15 protein-coding genes and 1 tRNA gene are annotated in these 16,381 nt (G+C 57.0%); 8 read left to right on the top strand and 8 right to left on the bottom strand.

The features are described from left to right. Positions 1-75, bottom strand: a tRNA-Glu gene (locus tag A4E33_RS02215). Positions 76-393: 318 nt separating this feature from the next. Between A4E33_RS02215 and A4E33_RS02210 the strand changes: the two genes are divergently transcribed. Then, positions 394-3,192: a PAS domain S-box protein gene (locus tag A4E33_RS02210; RefSeq protein WP_292345982.1), complete on the top strand. Its 2,799-nt coding sequence runs from the start codon at positions 394-396 to the stop codon at positions 3,190-3,192. An 830-nt stretch (positions 3,193-4,022) separates the two neighbouring features. On the opposite strand, the gene ilvE is transcribed toward A4E33_RS02210, so the two are convergent. Continuing rightward, the gene (gene ilvE, locus A4E33_RS02205) at positions 4,023-4,898 is read right to left on the bottom strand and encodes a branched-chain-amino-acid transaminase (RefSeq protein WP_292345980.1); all 876 of its coding nucleotides are present in this window, start codon (positions 4,896-4,898) and stop codon (positions 4,023-4,025) included. A gap of 156 nt (positions 4,899-5,054) precedes the next feature. Between ilvE and A4E33_RS02200 the strand changes: the two genes are divergently transcribed. The 3 genes from A4E33_RS02200 to A4E33_RS14680 all read left to right on the top strand — a co-directional run bounded on the left by A4E33_RS02200 (position 5,055) and on the right by A4E33_RS14680 (position 7,163). Beyond that, a complete protein-coding gene (locus tag A4E33_RS02200) occupies positions 5,055-5,720 on the top strand; it encodes a PAS domain-containing protein (protein WP_292345978.1) in 666 nt (221 codons plus the stop codon). Positions 5,721-5,727: 7 nt separating this feature from the next. Further along, on the top strand, positions 5,728-6,291 hold the full coding sequence (locus A4E33_RS02195; protein WP_292345976.1) for a hypothetical protein: 564 nt from the start codon (positions 5,728-5,730) through the stop codon (positions 6,289-6,291). A 107-nt stretch (positions 6,292-6,398) separates the two neighbouring features. Continuing rightward, entirely contained in the window at positions 6,399-7,163 is a 765-nt protein-coding gene (locus A4E33_RS14680) for a zinc ribbon domain-containing protein (protein ID WP_363053614.1), read from the top strand. Between the two features lie 59 nt (positions 7,164-7,222). Here the strand turns inward: A4E33_RS14680 and cfbB are convergent, their stop codons facing one another. Genes cfbB through cfbA form a run of 4 tightly spaced genes read right to left on the bottom strand, consistent with a single transcriptional unit; the run spans position 7,223 to position 11,299 of the window. Continuing rightward, positions 7,223-8,599: a Ni-sirohydrochlorin a,c-diamide synthase gene (cfbB, locus tag A4E33_RS02190; protein WP_292345974.1), complete on the bottom strand. Its 1,377-nt coding sequence runs from the start codon at positions 8,597-8,599 to the stop codon at positions 7,223-7,225. Beyond that, complete coding sequence (gene cfbD, locus A4E33_RS02185) at positions 8,596-9,660, bottom strand: Ni-sirohydrochlorin a,c-diamide reductive cyclase catalytic subunit (protein ID WP_292345973.1); 1,065 nt, start codon at positions 9,658-9,660, stop codon at positions 8,596-8,598. Before cfbD ends, cfbB begins: the two co-directional genes overlap by 4 nt. A 9-nt stretch (positions 9,661-9,669) precedes the next feature. Beyond that, positions 9,670-10,887: a coenzyme F430 synthase gene (gene cfbE / locus A4E33_RS02180; RefSeq protein WP_292345972.1), complete on the bottom strand. Its 1,218-nt coding sequence runs from the start codon at positions 10,885-10,887 to the stop codon at positions 9,670-9,672. Between the two features lie 10 nt (positions 10,888-10,897). Further along, positions 10,898-11,299 (bottom strand): sirohydrochlorin nickelochelatase, encoded by a 402-nt coding sequence (cfbA, locus tag A4E33_RS02175; protein WP_292345971.1) that lies wholly within the window; start codon positions 11,297-11,299, stop codon positions 10,898-10,900. A gap of 218 nt (positions 11,300-11,517) precedes the next feature. Between cfbA and A4E33_RS02170 the strand changes: the two genes are divergently transcribed. The 4 genes from A4E33_RS02170 to A4E33_RS02155 are packed head-to-tail and all read left to right on the top strand — an operon-like array spanning position 11,518 to position 14,487. After that, positions 11,518-11,979 carry a Holliday junction resolvase gene (locus tag A4E33_RS02170; RefSeq protein WP_292345970.1) on the top strand — a complete coding sequence of 154 codons (462 nt, stop codon included), beginning with the start codon at positions 11,518-11,520 and terminating at the stop codon, positions 11,977-11,979. A 32-nt stretch (positions 11,980-12,011) separates the two neighbouring features. Next, positions 12,012-13,127, top strand: coding sequence for a methanogenesis marker 9 domain-containing protein (locus tag A4E33_RS02165; RefSeq protein ID WP_292345968.1), 1,116 nt, complete (start codon positions 12,012-12,014; stop codon positions 13,125-13,127). After that, positions 13,124-13,945, top strand: coding sequence for a triphosphoribosyl-dephospho-CoA synthase (locus A4E33_RS02160; RefSeq protein ID WP_292345967.1), 822 nt, complete (start codon positions 13,124-13,126; stop codon positions 13,943-13,945). Before A4E33_RS02165 ends, A4E33_RS02160 begins: the two co-directional genes overlap by 4 nt. Then, positions 13,933-14,487 (top strand): DUF447 domain-containing protein, encoded by a 555-nt coding sequence (locus tag A4E33_RS02155; protein WP_292345965.1) that lies wholly within the window; start codon positions 13,933-13,935, stop codon positions 14,485-14,487. The genes A4E33_RS02160 and A4E33_RS02155 overlap by 13 nt, the downstream gene beginning before the upstream one ends. A 231-nt stretch (positions 14,488-14,718) precedes the next feature. Here A4E33_RS02155 and A4E33_RS02150 read toward each other — a convergent pair whose 3' ends face one another. Together A4E33_RS02150 and A4E33_RS02145 are read right to left on the bottom strand one after the other, a co-directional pair. After that, positions 14,719-15,639: a hypothetical protein gene (locus A4E33_RS02150; protein ID WP_292345964.1), complete on the bottom strand. Its 921-nt coding sequence runs from the start codon at positions 15,637-15,639 to the stop codon at positions 14,719-14,721. Between the two features lie 163 nt (positions 15,640-15,802). Further along, entirely contained in the window at positions 15,803-16,378 is a 576-nt protein-coding gene (locus A4E33_RS02145; RefSeq protein ID WP_292345962.1) for a DUF333 domain-containing protein, read from the bottom strand. Between the last annotated feature and the right edge of the window lie 3 nt (positions 16,379-16,381).

The following is a 16,381-nucleotide window of genomic DNA, read 5'->3' as shown; positions in this document are numbered from 1 at the left end:
TGCTGCTATGGGGATTCGAACCCCAGTCGCGGGCGTGAAAGGCCCGCATGATTGGCCGGACTACACTATAGCAGCGCCGCGTTCTAACTAATTTTACCTGACGTCATAAATAGATTATGGAACCCGGTTTCCCAGCGGATTTTCGGGATTCTGCATTCCCGGTGCCGGTTCTTTCTTTGGCCGGAGATCCGAGACGGGCATGCAATTAAAAACAATAATCAGCCCTTTTTCAGACGGCAAAATTTCGTTACATTAAAATAAAATGAGAAACGACTAAACAGCTGCTGTCATATCTGATCTTCGCGTACCCGGGGGCAGGCGCAATACCTTATTATAATTCCGGAGAGATTCCAATCATATATACCAGCACAGACAAAAGCAGGAAAACCGGACATGTCGACACCTATTGAGAACCAGCCGCCCATCTCACTCCTGTGCGTTGATGATGATACAAGCGTGCTTGAGGTCCTGAAAAATTATTTCGAGAGCAAGCCGGATTTTTCCGTTTTCTGTGTCGCGACCCCCTCGGAAGCGCTCGGCCTGATCAGCCAGTACCAGTTCGATGCTATCATTTCTGATTATGCCATGCCGGAGATGGACGGGATTCAGCTGTTAAAGGAGATCCGCGCCCAGAACGACCAGGCCCTGTTCATCATTTTCACCGGCCGCCACCTTGCCCAGGTTGCCATCGAAACCCTCAATAACGGCGGAAATTATTATGTCCAGAAAGGGATCGATGTTGTTACCGATATCCGGAAAGTCGAAGGGTTCATCCGGACATCCATCCACAACCGGCGTATCAACCGCCAGGTGTCCGGCACCGACACGCGCTACCGTTCCCTTGTCGAGCAGCAACCGGATCTCCTCTGCTGTTTCCTGACGGACGGGTCCTGCACGCTTGCGAATTCCGCATATGCATACTTCATCGGCAGGAAAGAGGGCGAGATCCCGCAGACAAACTTCCTTTCCATCATCCCGAAAAATGAACGGGAGGGTATCCAGAAACGCCTTGCGTCCCTGACACCGCAGTATCCCGGGACCTATATCGAGCACCACGTGCTCAACAACAAAGGCGAGCCGCTCCTCTTCCAGTGGAGTTACCGGGCCTTTTTCAATGACAAAGGGGAGGTTTCCGAGTATCTCGCTCAGGGAAGGGACCTGTCCTATGTCGTGCGACTTGATGAAATCCTGCCCCGCGGATCCCTTGAACAGAAGGCCGGCAGTGAAGAGCCGGTCGTGAGCCCGCCGTCGGCCGGGCCTGGCCCGGTGGCCGAGCTTGCAAACCTCTCCGATTCGATCAACCAGGTTCAGTACCCGATCTTCGCCATCGACAAAAACGGCGTGGTTATTGCATGGAACCTTGCCATGGTGGAATTGACCGGTATCGATGCAAAGACCATGATCGGGCAGGGGAATTACGCCTATTCCTTCCCGATCTATGGAGAACCCCGCCCGATGCTGATCGACGCCATCCTCAAGGCTGCATCGGGTCATGACATCGAATCGTTCCCCGGCATCACCCGGGACGGTGATACCTACAACGGCGAAGTTGAGCATCTCACGATCCAGGGTAAACCCATGCAGGTGTGGGGAAAAGGGACAGCTATCCTGGACAGCAAGGGCAGCGTCATTGCCGCTGTCCAGTCCCTGCTTGTCAGCGAGGAACTTGGCGAAGACGGGCTCTTTGATGAGATGGAGGAGCACTATATCGGCGGCATCTCCAGCATTATCCTCAAGGTGGCGGGCGAGGGTATCGGCGGAGCAATCGCCGGTGCAATCGGCTCAGCCACCGGGGGATACGGGGTCTACGCGACCGACAAGCGCCTGCTCGTTGTCCACAATCCCGAGCTGGACGCGATGCGGCACGACGGCGTCCAGTTCGGGGAGTTCATCATCGACGAGTTGTTCGGGATGAACGTCGACACCCGTCCGCGTTCCATTGCCGAACTCGAGAAGATCAAGGTTTTCGAGGTCTGGCGCAACAATATCACGTCCATCGAGATGAAGACGCCACGCCTCCTTGCCGGGTTTTTGATCATCCGGACAACAAGCGGCGGCGCGTACCGGATTTACGTGGACCACAAGAAAGCCTTCACCCATCTGGAACAGCTGCTGAACCTCTTCTATCCCAATGTCGTCCGTGTGGATGAGGAACTCGACGATGCAGATCTCGAATGGCTTGACGAGATACGGGTGCTCGATCTTGTCGGCAAACTGCAGCCCTGCGACCCGTTCCGCGATGTCCCGCACGAAGTAACCACCAACATGCCCCGCATCCCGATCCACCCGTCACTGTCGGTCAGCCAGGGGCAGTGCCGGGAGATTGCTGAATCCATCGAGAACGTCCCGTACCCGATATTTTCCGTTGACCGCCAGGGCATCGTTATCGCGTGGAACAAGGCAATCGCCCGGCTCACCGGCATTGAGCCGAAAGATATGATCGGCAAGGGTGATTACGAGTACTCCTTCCCGTTTTACGGAGAGAGGAAGCCGATGCTGATCGATTTCATCATCATGCCGCCGGATACGCAGGTTCATGGCGAACTCCCTGCCATCACCCGCGAGGGGGACACGTTCATAGGTACTCTCGAGAGCGTAACAATCCGGGGCAAGTCGATGCTTATCTGGGGAAAAGGCACGGGCATCTACGACTCGAAAGGGGCAGCGATTGCTGCCATCCAGTCTATCCTCTACTCGGAGCAGCCGAACATCAATACCATCATCAAAGGATTTGAAGAAGAGCAGTATATCGGCGGCCTGTCCAGCATCACGGTCAAGGTTCCCGGTGACGGCGTTATGGGAGTCATCGCCGGGGCGATCGGTTCCACGACCGGAGGTTACGGGATCTATGCAACAGACCAGCGGATCTTTGTCATCCACAACCCGGAACTAGACGCGGTCCAGACCAAGGAGATGCAGTTCGGCGAGTTCATCATCGACGAGCTCTTCGGCACAACGGTCGATACCCACCCGAGGTCCATCGAAGAGCTCTTGCACCTGAAGGTCTTCGAAGTTGCACGCAAGGACATCATGACCATCGAAATGAAAAAACCCCTCCTCTTTGCCGGGCACATTACCTTCAGGATGAGGAACGGCGAGACGTTCCGTGTCTATACCGATCACAAAAAAGCCTACATCCACCTCGAGCAGCTGCTCAAGCTCTATTATCCGGAGATCCTCAGGATCGAATAAACCGGGCGGCTTCTCTTACAGTACGATCATATCGGCAGGATGCCCGTTCATATATCCTGCAGGGGAATAATCAACCTCCGGGCGATCCCCGGGAAGGTTTCTTCTCTCATGTCTGCAGGATCTCTTTTCAAAAATATCCGGATCGGGTATGAAACAGGAAGCATTCATACTACGATCAGCTCAGGCTCGTTCCTGGCGCGAAGCGATTGCCGGAAAATTTTTTTCAATCGACCCCGCACCCCCTGCCCGCAATTTTTCAATCGGGATCCGATTGATCGGACGGGTACCTCACGCCGGAGATGGAAAAAAGTTATTAAGTACGCTCTTAGTCAGTCAGGTACATACCCGGTAATCGGGAGCATTACTGACACAGTCTTTCCGCGGTGGAACCATTTCAGCAGGAGCTGGTGTCCCCCTATCTCCTTACGATTCATGCTGCTGAAACCGATGAATCCTGAAGGATTCAGTGAGTAGTATCGTCCTTCTCCTGCCGGGAGTACCTGCTTCCGACCCTCTTTTGCCGATATTAATGTATGCAACGATCGACACCTCTTTGAGGCTTTCTCGGCATCTTTCAAAGAGCATTTTCCGGATCCTGTTCTGGCCGCACCATGCCGGTGAGTCCGGGGGGTTCATCAGAATGCTGATTGTCATCAGTCATCGGAACAAAAGAAGAACGGAGTTTTCCGACCCGGCCCTGTGGTCCTCATACATATCCAAAAAATGTATTTTCATTCCTCAAATGTGAACCTTACCGGTTCATGCATGTATCGCCAGAGCCGGAAAAATGACAGTCCTGCGCCTGGTGCCAGGGCAGGACAGTAACGGCCTTATTTCTTTTTCGCTATGGGATATCCTTCGGTCTCGGTGACGCGTTTGAACGCGGCCATCAGCTGCCGTGTCACCGGGCCCGGCTTGCCGCTGCCGATGGTGCGGCCGTCAACCCACGTGATCGGGGCAACCTCTGCTGCCGTGCCCGTGCAGATCAGCTCATCGGCCGTATAGATATCAAAGTACCCGAGGTTCTGTTCCTTCACGGTGATACCCAGTTCCCGTGCAGTCTCGAGAAGGACCATCCGGGTGATGCCGCGGAGGTTGTTGAGAGTCGGGGGGCAGATGATCTCCCCGTTCTTGACAACGTACAGGTTGTCCCCGGAGCCTTCCGAGATGTAACCGTTGGTGTCGAAGAAGATAGCCTCGTCCCCGCCCTTGTAATTTGCCTCGATCTTGGCAAGGATGTTGTTGAGGTAGTTCAGGCTCTTGACATTCGGCGGCAGGCACTCTGCAGGGTTGCGCCGGACCGAAACGGTCACGGCCTTCAGTCCCTTCTCGTACAGGTCGCCGTACATCGCTCCCCATGTCACGGCAATGACAATAACCGATGCCTTCGGGCACTTGCGCGGGTCAAGGCCGAGATCCCCCTTGCCGCGGCTGATGATGGGGCGGATATAGGCGTTGTCGAGCTTGTTCTTTCTCAGGACCTCACAGATGACCTCCGTCATCTCCTCCTTGGATATCGGAGGCGTCAGGTCGATGGTCTTTGCGGAATCATACATCCGGTCGATATGCTCCTTGAGCCGGAACACTTTTCCGTTATAGGCACGGATGCCTTCAAAGACACCATCGCCGTACAGGAACCCGTGATCGAAAACCGAGATCTTTGCCTGGTCCTCCGGAAGGTACTTCCCGTCAATATAGATGATCATACCTGTTCATGCGATGCAGGGGTACTTGTAGTTTTTTCTTTTGATCGGGTTTTGTGCGATCTGGTGCAGTTCAGGCGATGAGAGAAAGGAAGAATGTTCATAAGGTTCACAATGCATAGAACTCACCACGCAACACACCATTTGGAGCGGAGGGACATGGCAGGAAAAAAACAGGTTTCATCCCAAAAGCCGGAAAAACCGGACAACTGCAACGATGTCTTCAGGATGGTTTTTGATCGCATTCAGACCGGGATTCTGATCATCGATCCTGCAACGCATACCATCATTGATGCCAACCCGATCGCCGAAGATCTTATCGGGCGGACAAAAAAGGAGCTGGTCGGCAGCGTATGCCATGACTATGTCTGCCCTGCAAAGTGCGGGCAGTGCCCGGTTACGGACATGCACCAGGATATCCGCAATATCGAGAGGGCACTTATCAACGCGAGAGGGGAAAGGATCCCGATCCTTAAAACAGTTGCGAAGGCAGAGATGGACGGCAAAGAGTACCTGATCGAGAGTTTTATCGATATCATCGACCGGAAAAAAGCAGAAGAGCGTAAAGGTGCCCTGATCGCTTACCTGAATGAATCAATGATGCGCGCAAAGAAGCCGCTGGAACTTCTGCAGCAGGGACTGCAGGCACTCGCCGGCAGGGTAACATCCGGAGAATTTGACCGCGAAGACATCCGGATGCAGATCCAGATCCATGCCAACAATATCGGGCAGGTTGCTGCGACCCTTGAGGATCTCAGCAGGCAGGCGGTCGAGGATCGCGACGACATACCCGCGGCCTTCAGGGAATTTGTTACAAGGAAGTGACCGGGCCGTGCCAGACGATACCAGCCTGACAACCGATACCGATAACCTCCTGTACCTGATGCTTGCCCAGCCTGACCGTATCCAGGCAATGAACATCAGCGTAATGAAGAAGATCCTCAAGTCGGGATGTAAACCCCTCATCATCACGGTCAACCAGCCGCAGAAGGTGCTCGCGAAGATTTATGCAAAGGAAGGGATCGGGCCGGATCAGTACTATGTCATCGATGCAGTGACCCAGTACTCTGGCGGAGCCTGTTCGCCGGGACCGCGGGTGAAATACGTCAACAGCCCCGCCAATCTCACGGATCTGGGGATTGCCATCACGGAACTGATCAAGGAGATCCCGGATCAGAAGAAATGCATCGTATTCGACTCGGTCAGCATGCTCCTCATCCATATCCCCACAGCCACCGCATCCAGGTTCCTGCACTTTGTTGTCAACAAGCTCAAACTGTCAGATATCTCCGGCATCTTTCTCTGCGTGGACAAGGGGCTTGATCCGGTTGTCCTGTCGCAGATGTCGGCGTTCGTGGACAGGATCGTTGACTTTGATGTCACGGATCATTCCTGATCCGGCATTTTTTACCGTGCATTACTGAACGATTGAATAGTGGTAGTATCACCACCATACCAATTCATTATCACCATCGTTCTATCTGCATTGAGGATACCTTACTGATGACGAGACGGTGCAGCCGGTGCGGGGGCCGCGTTCCCGCCGGTGTATCATTCTTTTGTCACCGGTGCGGAGCACGACTGGAAGGCGAGGAAGCTGCAGAATACCCGGTATGCCCGAGATGTGGCAGGTCGCAACCCGATCGGAATTCACACTTCTGCGACCGCTGCGGTGTTCAGCTGGTGCCTCCGGCCCGGCCGGTTTCTCCGGATTCCCGCATACAGCCGGTAACGACCTGCCCGGCCTGCGGTCATCCCAACCCCGGTGACAGCATCAGGTATTGTAAAAAATGCGGCAGCCCCCTCCGGGGGGAGATGCCGCACGGACAGTCACATCACGGCAGGAGCGGGGATTCCGGCCCGGACAATGCCGTGAGGGCGACCGTGGCTCACCGGGAAATCGGACGGAAAAAAATGCCGGTACAGCCCGAGGGGCTGTTATCGCTCCTCAGACGAAGAATCTCCTGGAAAGCTGCAGCAGGGATGGCGGTTATCATCCTTGTCCTGAGTGCCGTTTTTTTTATCATGACAGGAGGATCCGAAAACCCAATGTATACCGGAGCGAATTCTTCACCGGATACAGGCACAATCCTGCCTCTGTCCTTTGCGGGTATTTTCGATACCGGCAGGGAGAATTCATCTGCTGGCAGCCATACCGGTGCGTTGTCTGCCGGGGCATTGCTGACAGCGGTACAGACAACGGTTCCTGTACCGGTTTCCAACAGGGCGGCTCCGGTTGTTACTGATAAACCCCTGAAGATGAAATAAGAATAGCCGCGGGACTTTTCCGGCATTTTCCGGATGTGCCGAACAGGAAGATCCAAAGATTAGCGTATCTCCCGGCACAATCCAATAAAATGCCGGAACATGCCCGCACCCGCCACCGGGTGCAGGTGGGTATAGCTCCCCAGGGTATTATTCACGACAGCCCCGTCGCGATTGTCCCGGATCCCGACACCCCGGGAGAGCCGGTAGGCAAACCGTGTATCCTTGTTGAGCGATACATCGGAGTAGTGGAATTCGTGACCGCGGAACGAGGCCCTGCCAACCGGTGATGCTGCTTCCGATATGCCCTCGACATAGCTGACAACACGGCGTGCGGGCATCCGCGTCTCCCCGGTAAAGATGCCGCACATCCCGGCACACTGGTCTGCAGCGGATCCCTGCCAGCCTTTCCTGAGCGTCATGCGTTCCGTGAGGTACATCAGCCCGCCGCATTCCGCGTAGATCGGGACTCCGTTCTTCGCGGTCTCTTTCACCGCTTCCCGCATGCGGTCGTTGGCCTCAAGCTGACTGATGAACAATTCGGGATACCCCCCGCCGAAAATGTACCCGTCGGCTTCCGGAAGGCGGTCGTGAACCGGGCTGAACGGGATATACTCTGCGCCGAGAGTGTGCAGGATGTCGAACAGGTCGGCGTAATAGAAGTTGAAGGCTTCGTCCAGCGCGATTCCAATCCTCACGTCCCGATCCGGGAACGTGTCGAAAACCGGGGATTTCTTTTGCGGCATGCTGTCCTCTTTCATGAGGGAAACGAACCGATCAAGATCAACATACTGCCCGATCATCTCCGTGATAGTGCCGATCCGGTCATCGAAGTCCCCCTGCCCGGATCCTTCGCGCCACGGAACAAGGCCGAGGTGGCGCATGGAAAGCTGCATCTCCTCCATCCGGGGAATTGCACCGATAACCGGGATGCCGCAGTAATGCTCGATGGCGGTTGTAGCCTTCGCCGTGTGGGAACCGCCCCGGACATTGTTGAGGATGACACCGGCAAAACGGATTTTGGGATCAAAGGCCTGGAATCCCTTCACGATCGCTGCTGAGCTCCGCGTGATGCTCTGGGCCGACACGACCAGTATCACGGGAAGGTGAAGCGTCTTTGCTATCGCTGCTGTGCTGCCGGTATCCGTGAGGGCCTCGGCTCCCTCGTACAGCCCGCGGACGCCCTCAACAATGGCCATGTCTGCCCCGCGGCAGCCATACCGGAAAATATCCCGTATCTGACTGCCGGACAGCGTGAAGCTGTCAAGGTTCCGGCACGGGCGGCCGGAGACAGCGGAGAGGTACGACGGATCGATATAATCCATCCCGACCTTGAAGGTCTGGACGATATGCTCTTTTGAGAGCAGGGCCGCGAGCGCGAGCGTAATGCTCGTCTTGCCGCTGCCCGACCGATCGCCGGTGATCAGGATCTGTTTCATGCCATGCTCCGGAGCACGGCCCCGAACTCGCTCTCGACAATGTTCCTGACACCGAGCGTCTTGGGATGGAGGTCAATCTCCACCATGACATGTTCGTGACCGAGCGCGTGGAGCGGGGCAACCTGCCGCGGGCCGTTTGTAATGGAGAAGCACTCGATCCCCTTTGTGTACTCCTCCGGGATCGCGTGCGGGACACCGGCAATCAGGGCAAACGCGGGGGCGATCTCGCGGATCCGTTTCCCCAGGTTGTCGCCGTTCGCGCCATACTCGTCCAGCGCCCCGATGAGCTCCGGTTCCACGCCTTTTGACTTCATCTCAGCCAGGATCGTTGCAGCGTCCGCGCGTACCTTGGGAAGTCCGCGCTGGTCAAGGTTGGCGATATAGGTGACATCCGCGACAGGGCATGCATCGTGCAGCGCAATGAGCTCGTCGGCAAACATGTACGCTGTCTCTTTCTTGGCATTGAGGATTGCAACGCCTTTCTTCCCGCTCCCTGCCAGTTCGAGCAGGCGCGCAGCAGCCCGGTGCTTGAGGTCGCCCCGCGACGGCTCGATATATGACTGGCAGGCAGCGCCGCGCAGGCGCTCGACTTCCGTAGCCTTGTTCATCATGAACCGCTGGCGCTCGAGCTCCCCGAACGTGATCCAACCTGCCCGTTCTGCCGCCTCGAGCGTGGAGAGTACTCCGGCGATGTTCTCGAGATACCCGGCATGGATGTCGACTGCGATCGTGGGGGTCGTGATACCGGCGCTGTCGATGGCGGACTGGAGATCCTCACCGATGATCATTGCCACGCAGGTGCCGATAACCGCCATCCGGTGCGGCGCAAACGTCTTCTCCGCGTACCGGAGCACGTCCTCGAGCGCTTTCGTGCCGCCGAAGATGAACTCGTTGTCGGCTAGCGAGGTTGTAAGAACCCGCATTCCGTCCTCCTCGAGCAGGCGGGCGTGCTTGAAGGAACAGCCGGACGGCCCGTGGAGGATCGCGACGTCGGCTTTCAGGTCCCGCGCGGTGTAGAGCGCGGCAACAATCGAGCTGGGGCGGGGATGCATGTACTTCATGGTTATCAGCTATCTCCAGGTTTTTACGGACAGGACAATTGAGCCTTTTTTTGTCATGCGCAGCGCGGCAGCGCGGCCTTGTGCAAGGTTCGGGCAAATGGCATCGATCTTCCCTTCCGGCAAGCCCGACACACCGGTTCCGGGTTCGGGATACCGCCCGATCCAGACAACATGGGAGGGTTCTGCCTTCAGGATCGCATCTGCGATCCGGTCGGGCGCAAAACCTTCGCAGACAGCCCCGTCGTCTTCGGCCTGGCCGATGACGAGCGTCAGGTCGTGAACACCGGAACAATGCCGGGCGTACCGGGCAGCGCACAGGGTCGTTTCAGCATTCGTGCCGCTGTTGGAATTATCGACTATGGTGATGCCGTTTTCAGAGGAAAGCGACATGCGCCCCGGCAGTGCGGCAAACGTGCTGAGCGGGGCCGGGCTGACATGCAGCATCATTGCTGCCGCCGCGGCGAGCATCAGCGGGGTGCGGTAGGGGGGCAGCAGGAAGAGGGGATTTTCAATGGTGCTCTCCCTGCCGTCATATGCAACCGTGCACTGCATGCCATCGCACCTCGCAATGTCATTGACCCGGACAGCATTTTCAGGATCCGCCGTAACACCCTCCGCAACCAGCACGCGTTTTGCCTGCCGGGCCGAGGCCGCCTTCTGACGGATTGCATCTTTCTTCCCTCCGGCAAACGGGTATGTTTCCGGCGATGTGAGGATTGCGAGGTCGCCTGCGCCGGTCACGCCCAGCGAGACCTCGGCAACCAGCCAGCCCGGCATACGGGCCGCGTGCCGTGCTGCCGGGATTACCGATGCCGGTGTGATGCTCTTTTTCCAGAGCAGACTCTTGTCCGGAAAGGCATATGTCCCGGCTGATGTATGCAGGACGCCCCTGCCGGAGAGGATATGGGCAAGCGCATGGGCGGTCGTCGTCTTCCCCCGGGCCCCGGTAATCTCGATCATCGGGCAGGGAAGATGATTCCCCAGAAGCCTGCGCACTGCATCGTGATGCGTGATCACCGGTCCCCTGCACCGGGCAAGGAGCGGGTGACCGGGGTCGAGATGGACCGGTGCGATGACAAGGGAATAGTCCCGGTGCAGCGCCCTTTCCATTTCTTCAGGAGTTGTGCCGTGATACACATCCACTTCATCGACAGCATGACCTGCCTCCCTGCAGGCTGCCGCAATCTCCTTTCCGCCATGGACCGTATCCAGTACCAGGACATCCATACAAAAAAGATCAGAGAAGTGAAAGAGCCCTGTTCGCGTTCTTGACCATCAGGTCGGCAAGGAGCGGGTCGCTCCCGATCGGATCCGCATACACAAGAGGGACTGACTTCCCGTTGAGGACAAAACTGCCCTTCTTGACACCCTCCGGCAGGCCGATCTCCCCGGGAATATCCTTTTCGATATGGACGCCCTTTGCAAGGAAGAGCGGGACAATAACGAGCGCTTCGATCGGTTCGTTCCGGAATGCGTCCAGCGACTCCCTGATCGTGGGCTTGTTCATGTTCATGAAACCGCACTTCACGATATACCCGGGGTTCTTTGCCCGGATGAATTCGGCGGTCTTCTCCACGAGTTCCTGGTTGTAGGGCATGGTGCTCCCATGTCCCACGAGTAACATTCCCTTCTTTCCCATACAGTAATCCTCGATCAGATGTCGGCGGATGTTGTTACCCGGCCGGGCGATCCCGGCACCGGCGTATCTGCCACACTGTATGAAAAATTGGTACTGTTAGTAATAATTTTTATCGATATTTCTTCCCGTTTCGTGTTACTGCAACAGCAGGCACACACGGAACGTTTCCTTAGACGTTTTCACAACTCTTTTTTTACCGTATATCCCACGTGTACCCGATGAGTGATTTCGAGCGGGAAATCGTCAACTGCATGAACCGGTATTTCAGAACGCATCACATCCAGGGTTTTGCCTACCGGCTCAGGCAGTCCCGGTTCGCGAAGCAGTCCGTTGACGTGCTCGCCGACTCCCTAAACCCCTCCTATAACATCTCGATCGAATGCAGGTCCATCATTGACAGGAAACTCTACTTCTCCCAGCACTTCCATTCAGGCAAAAACAAGGTCCACCAGGTGGACGCGATCACGGAGTTTCTTGCAAAAACAGGCCGGAACGGCTACCTCGCGGTTGAGTTCCGGCAGGGGCCCGGAAAAGACAGCGAAGCATTCCTGATCCCGTGGACTGTGGTTGTTGAGCATTTCAGGGAGAACCGGGGGATTACCATCGACGACGCCCGCGCCTGCATCGTGCTTGAGAAGTCAAAGGACGGGTACACGCTTTCCTCCCTGAATGCAAAGTAATTTGATACTGTACCTTCAATGGATATGAACTCATGATGCACGCTTTTGAACGCTTCGGGATCCTGATCAACGACCGGGTTGTCAGGACACCGGTCGGCATCGCATCCATGGCAGGGATCGTGGATGCGGCCTATGTTCTTGCACGTGCCGATCACATCGGGTTTGCGTTCATCGGGGGATATTCCATCGATGAAGCAACCATGGCAGCGGCAAAGGCCGTTGCATCAGGCGGCGAACGGAGGGAGTTCCTGTACGATGATCCTGTGAAGGAACTCAACGCCCAGATCGCGCTGTTCGGGAAGAGTGACGTGATTCCCGGGATCAACCTCCGCGGCAGCACACCTGAATCCTTCCGTTCGCTTGCAGGGGCGCTCGGGGATTCCGTGGTGTACGAGATCGATGCCCACTGCCGGCAGCCGGCCATGGTCGAAGCCGGGTGCGGGGAATACTACCTGAAAAATCCCGACAGGCTTGCCGAAGTCGTGAGGGCACTCAAGGCGGAGGGAGTCACTGTTTCCGTGAAGATCCGGGTCGGGATTGCAAAAGATGACCGGGAACTGGCACGGGTGCTGTGGAAAGCCGGGGCAGACATCCTGCATATCGACCTCATGGATGCCGGTTCGGCAAAGCTCCGTCAGATCCGGAACAGCTGCCCCCTGATGATCATCGCCAACAACTCCATTACCACGTTCGACCGGATGCGGGAGATGCTCTCCCACGGGGCCGACATGGTCTCGCTCGCACGGCAGTCTGACGAACGGACGCTTGCCGGCCTCGATGCCGCCATTACCCGGTTTGCCGACGAGGAGGGGTGGTACAACTCTCCCAAGCAGCTCTGCCGCGGCGGGGACATCCGGGCGCTCACGTTCTGCTGCATGCCGGTCAAGGAATGCCCGCTCATCCCGACCCTCGACCGTATCGGCATGCCCCGCGAGGAATACGTGAGGATGAAACTCGATTCCGTCCGGGGAACCCCGCTCGATGCAGGGAGCCAGACCTGCTTTGGCAGCCTTGCATGGTGCTGCAAGATCTCCAGCCCCTGCATGTTCCGGAACATGACCCTGAAACAGCATGGTCTCAGCACGAAAGAATATATGCGCCTGAAACGCGAGCTCTCAGATACGATCATGGGCCGTGTTTTCCAATGAACTGTTTTGTCATGCGACCGGTCGAACGGGCTCAGCTTGCCATGATGCTCGAAGTGACGGCATATCCCAAGCCGGGGAACGTAGACCGGTGCCATGACTACCCGGAGACCCGGCTTGAACACTTCCTTGCCTCCACGATCTTTGCCCGGGCTGCCTTTGAGGAGGCTGAGTCTGGGAAGGGGCGTATCGGCGAGATCATCGGGCACGCGGTCCGCGACACCAGCTGCCATGCGGGGGGCAACACCCATTTCGGGGCGTTCATCCTCCTCGTCCCGCTCCTGTACGGAAAGGACATCCCCGGTGCTATAGCAGCCGTTTCGAAGACCGACACCTCCGATGCCGTGGCGTTCTACAAGGCCTTTGCCCTGACATCGGTGAAGATGAACGAGACTGACGAGCTGGATGTCAACGATCCCGGAGCGATTGCGGCAATCCGCGACCGGGACATGACACTCCTCGACATCATGCAGCACTCGGCCGCCAACGATATGGTGGCCCGCGAGTGGGTAACCGGGTTCCGCCTTGTCCGCCGCGGTGCCGATCTCCTGAAAGAGCTCGGGCCCGGGCGGCAGTCGGTTGTCGATGCCTTCCTCACGCTCCTTGCCACCGAGCCGGACACGTTTATCATCAAGAAGCACGGGATCGACATAGCCCGCGAGACCATGCTCCGCGCCCGGGATGTTCTTGACGGGAAACTTTCGATCAAACAGCTGGACGAGGACTGTATCCAGCGGGACATCAACCCGGGCTCGACTGCCGATATCATCATTGCAGCCATCTATATCGCACTTGGCGAGGGCTGGTCATGGGACTCTTAGGAGGCGGCATCAACGAGGTCATCGCCACCACGACCTTCAATGCCGCCCCTATCGGCATCCACTACCGGGATAAGAGGTACCACGCCGTCCTCTTCCTGGGCAGCCACACGGAACAGAACGTTTCCCGTGACGGCTGGCTGGTGGCAAACATCGTGCACGACCCGGTGCTGTACGTGAAGACCGCGTTCGAGGACCTGCACAAGGACCAGTTCATCGAAGAGCCGGTGAACGGGAAGATCATGCACCGCCTTGCCGGAGCCGACGCCTGGGCAGCGTTCACGGCAACAGTCGAACACCGGACCGCTGAAGCGATCACGGTCTCGCTGACACCCGAGAAGGAACTGATTGAGAATGTTGCCGTACACCCGATAAACCGTGGCTTCAACAGCCTCATTGACGCAACTGTGCATGCGACGCGGTACCGGATCACCCGTGATATTGACCTGAAAAAGCACATCGAGTACCACGCCGGCCTTGTGCGGAAGTGTGGCGGGAAGCGGGAGATCGAGGCGCTCGCGATGCTCGAGGGGTATATCGGGTAACTGATTGCGGCAGGTTCATTCCGCCGCCATACCTGTACAACACCTATCGGGTTGCTTCATCCGGCAATCCTCTTTCGTCACGCTGTTCCGGCAGAGTGTATACGCAAGCCCGTGCTACAGAAATTCCTGTGAGTGGTGCCGGTCGGTAGTGCCCTGGCTGCCACACATTTTCCAATGACCTGAAAAAGGGATACCGGGAAGTTCCTTAAAATTAAAAAAAAGTGCCGGATCTTAGTAACCGGGCAATTCAAACTGCTTCTCATATTTCGGCACGGTCACCTTCACCGTGACCAGCGGTGATTTCGACCATACCGTGACAACTGCCTTTGCCTTGCAGGAGCCGTTCTCGCAGGTGGACGTCAGGCCGCACTTGTGCCCGCAGGTGCCGCAGTTGGATTCATCCGACTTGAGGCTTGTACAGGTCCCGCCACAACAGGTTGGCTTGAGTCCCGAACAGATGTTGCCGCAGGTGCCGCAGTTCCCGTTGTTTGTCGATGTGTTCACGCAGGTCCCGCCGCAGTCTTTCAGGCCGATTGCCGCGCAGCTTAAATGAAACCCGCCGGGGGATACCGCTCCGGTAATGGTCGTGGTTGTGGTGACCGTGGTCGTTGCCGCAGCTGTTGTTGTTGTCGGGACAGCCGTTGTGCTCTCAGTGGGCACATTGGAACAGGTCGATGCGCTGCAGATCATGCCGGACGGGCACTGGTTCCCGCAGATGCCGCAGTTGGAGGCATCGTTCGCAAGCTCGTAACAGTATCCGTCAGGGCACGGGCTCATACCGGCTGGGCAGCCTGTCCCGGGTGTGGCGGAACCGGCAGGCGCGGCCACGCACCCGTTATTCTCAACGGTATATCCTTCCTTACAGTAGCACTGCCCCTGCTGGCAGAGCGCGTTGGCCGGGCAGGCATACCCGCACCCGCCGCAGTTGGCAGCATCGTTCATGGTGTCTGCGTTACAGGTGCCTGCCGCCTGCGTTCCCGCTGCACCCGGCGGTATCGTGCCTGTACCTGCGGGTGCGGCAGGTACCTGTGTCGGTTCGGGGGTTGGCTGTGGTGTCATCAGAGCATTCGGGCCCGTGGTCTGGGTGCAGCCGGCAGTGATCAGGACAAGTATGACCACCGTGAAAAGGAAAACATGGTGAATACGCGACATAGACAATCATTCCATACTCCGTTGTGAATATTAATGATATCGGTTTTTTTCCCGAAACTGTAGCAAAATAAGGTCAGATTGCTGTCACCGGCTCACACCTGCCGGGATCGGATAAACCGGATTGCTGCGGAGAATCCAAAAAAATTGAGGCGCCCGGAAATCATTACGGGATCTTCTTCCTCATCAGGAAGTACGCTGCTGCTGCAATAATCAGGAGGACAATGATGCCGATGACCGCGAGCGACAGCCAGTCTTTCTGCCCGGAGCCGTCCGTGCCGGTACTGCCATTTGTTCCCTGCGCGAATGAACAGGAGATGTCCGTTGCCGGATCGCAGCAGATATTCCCGCTGCAGATCTTCTCGCGGAAATCAATTCCCATCATCCTTGTCACTTCCTGCACTGACCCGTCGCCCTTGATGCAGACAGCGCAGGTGTCGCCAAGCATCCCGCATACATCAGGGTCAATAACCGTCCGGATCTCGAGCCCCTGCTTTTTACAATAACTGAACTCCGGAGCTGTTTTTCCTTCAAGGAACTGCCACGCATCAACGCTCCGGTTGCCCGGGAGCACGCAGAATCCGGTCATGCCTCCGTCAGCAGCGACCGTGACCGTGTACTGGTACCCGAGAGCCTCGCAATAGCCGGCCGATGGATTGATCATGGCTCCCGCCGGGGGAGCGGCAATGAGGGCTGCCAGCAGCAGGAAAATGATCGCAGGAATTTTCGCATCCGGTGCCATAGC

Source organism: Methanoregula sp. PtaB.Bin085, from assembly GCF_002067035.1.
Classification (GTDB): domain Archaea; phylum Halobacteriota; class Methanomicrobia; order Methanomicrobiales; family Methanospirillaceae; genus Methanoregula.
This window is presented reverse-complemented; position numbering and strand designations above follow the sequence as displayed.

Coding starts and splice junctions, on each gene's coding strand:
- A4E33_RS02155 (WP_292345965.1), top strand. CDS start 13,933: ATGGGACTCTTAGGAGGCGGCATCAACGAGGTCATCGCCACCACGACC.
- cfbE (WP_292345972.1), bottom strand. CDS start 10,887: ATGGATGTCCTGGTACTGGATACGGTCCATGGCGGAAAGGAGATTGCG.
- A4E33_RS02200 (WP_292345978.1), top strand. CDS start 5,055: ATGGCAGGAAAAAAACAGGTTTCATCCCAAAAGCCGGAAAAACCGGAC.
- A4E33_RS02150 (WP_292345964.1), bottom strand. CDS start 15,639: ATGTCGCGTATTCACCATGTTTTCCTTTTCACGGTGGTCATACTTGTC.
- A4E33_RS02160 (WP_292345967.1), top strand. CDS start 13,124: ATGAACTGTTTTGTCATGCGACCGGTCGAACGGGCTCAGCTTGCCATG.
- A4E33_RS14680 (WP_363053614.1), top strand. CDS start 6,399: ATGACGAGACGGTGCAGCCGGTGCGGGGGCCGCGTTCCCGCCGGTGTA.
- A4E33_RS02210 (WP_292345982.1), top strand. CDS start 394: ATGTCGACACCTATTGAGAACCAGCCGCCCATCTCACTCCTGTGCGTT.
- cfbD (WP_292345973.1), bottom strand. CDS start 9,660: ATGAAGTACATGCATCCCCGCCCCAGCTCGATTGTTGCCGCGCTCTAC.
- A4E33_RS02170 (WP_292345970.1), top strand. CDS start 11,518: ATGAGTGATTTCGAGCGGGAAATCGTCAACTGCATGAACCGGTATTTC.
- cfbA (WP_292345971.1), bottom strand. CDS start 11,299: ATGGGAAAGAAGGGAATGTTACTCGTGGGACATGGGAGCACCATGCCC.
- cfbB (WP_292345974.1), bottom strand. CDS start 8,599: ATGAAACAGATCCTGATCACCGGCGATCGGTCGGGCAGCGGCAAGACG.
- A4E33_RS02165 (WP_292345968.1), top strand. CDS start 12,012: ATGATGCACGCTTTTGAACGCTTCGGGATCCTGATCAACGACCGGGTT.
- A4E33_RS02145 (WP_292345962.1), bottom strand. CDS start 16,378: ATGGCACCGGATGCGAAAATTCCTGCGATCATTTTCCTGCTGCTGGCA.
- ilvE (WP_292345980.1), bottom strand. CDS start 4,898: ATGATCATCTATATTGACGGGAAGTACCTTCCGGAGGACCAGGCAAAG.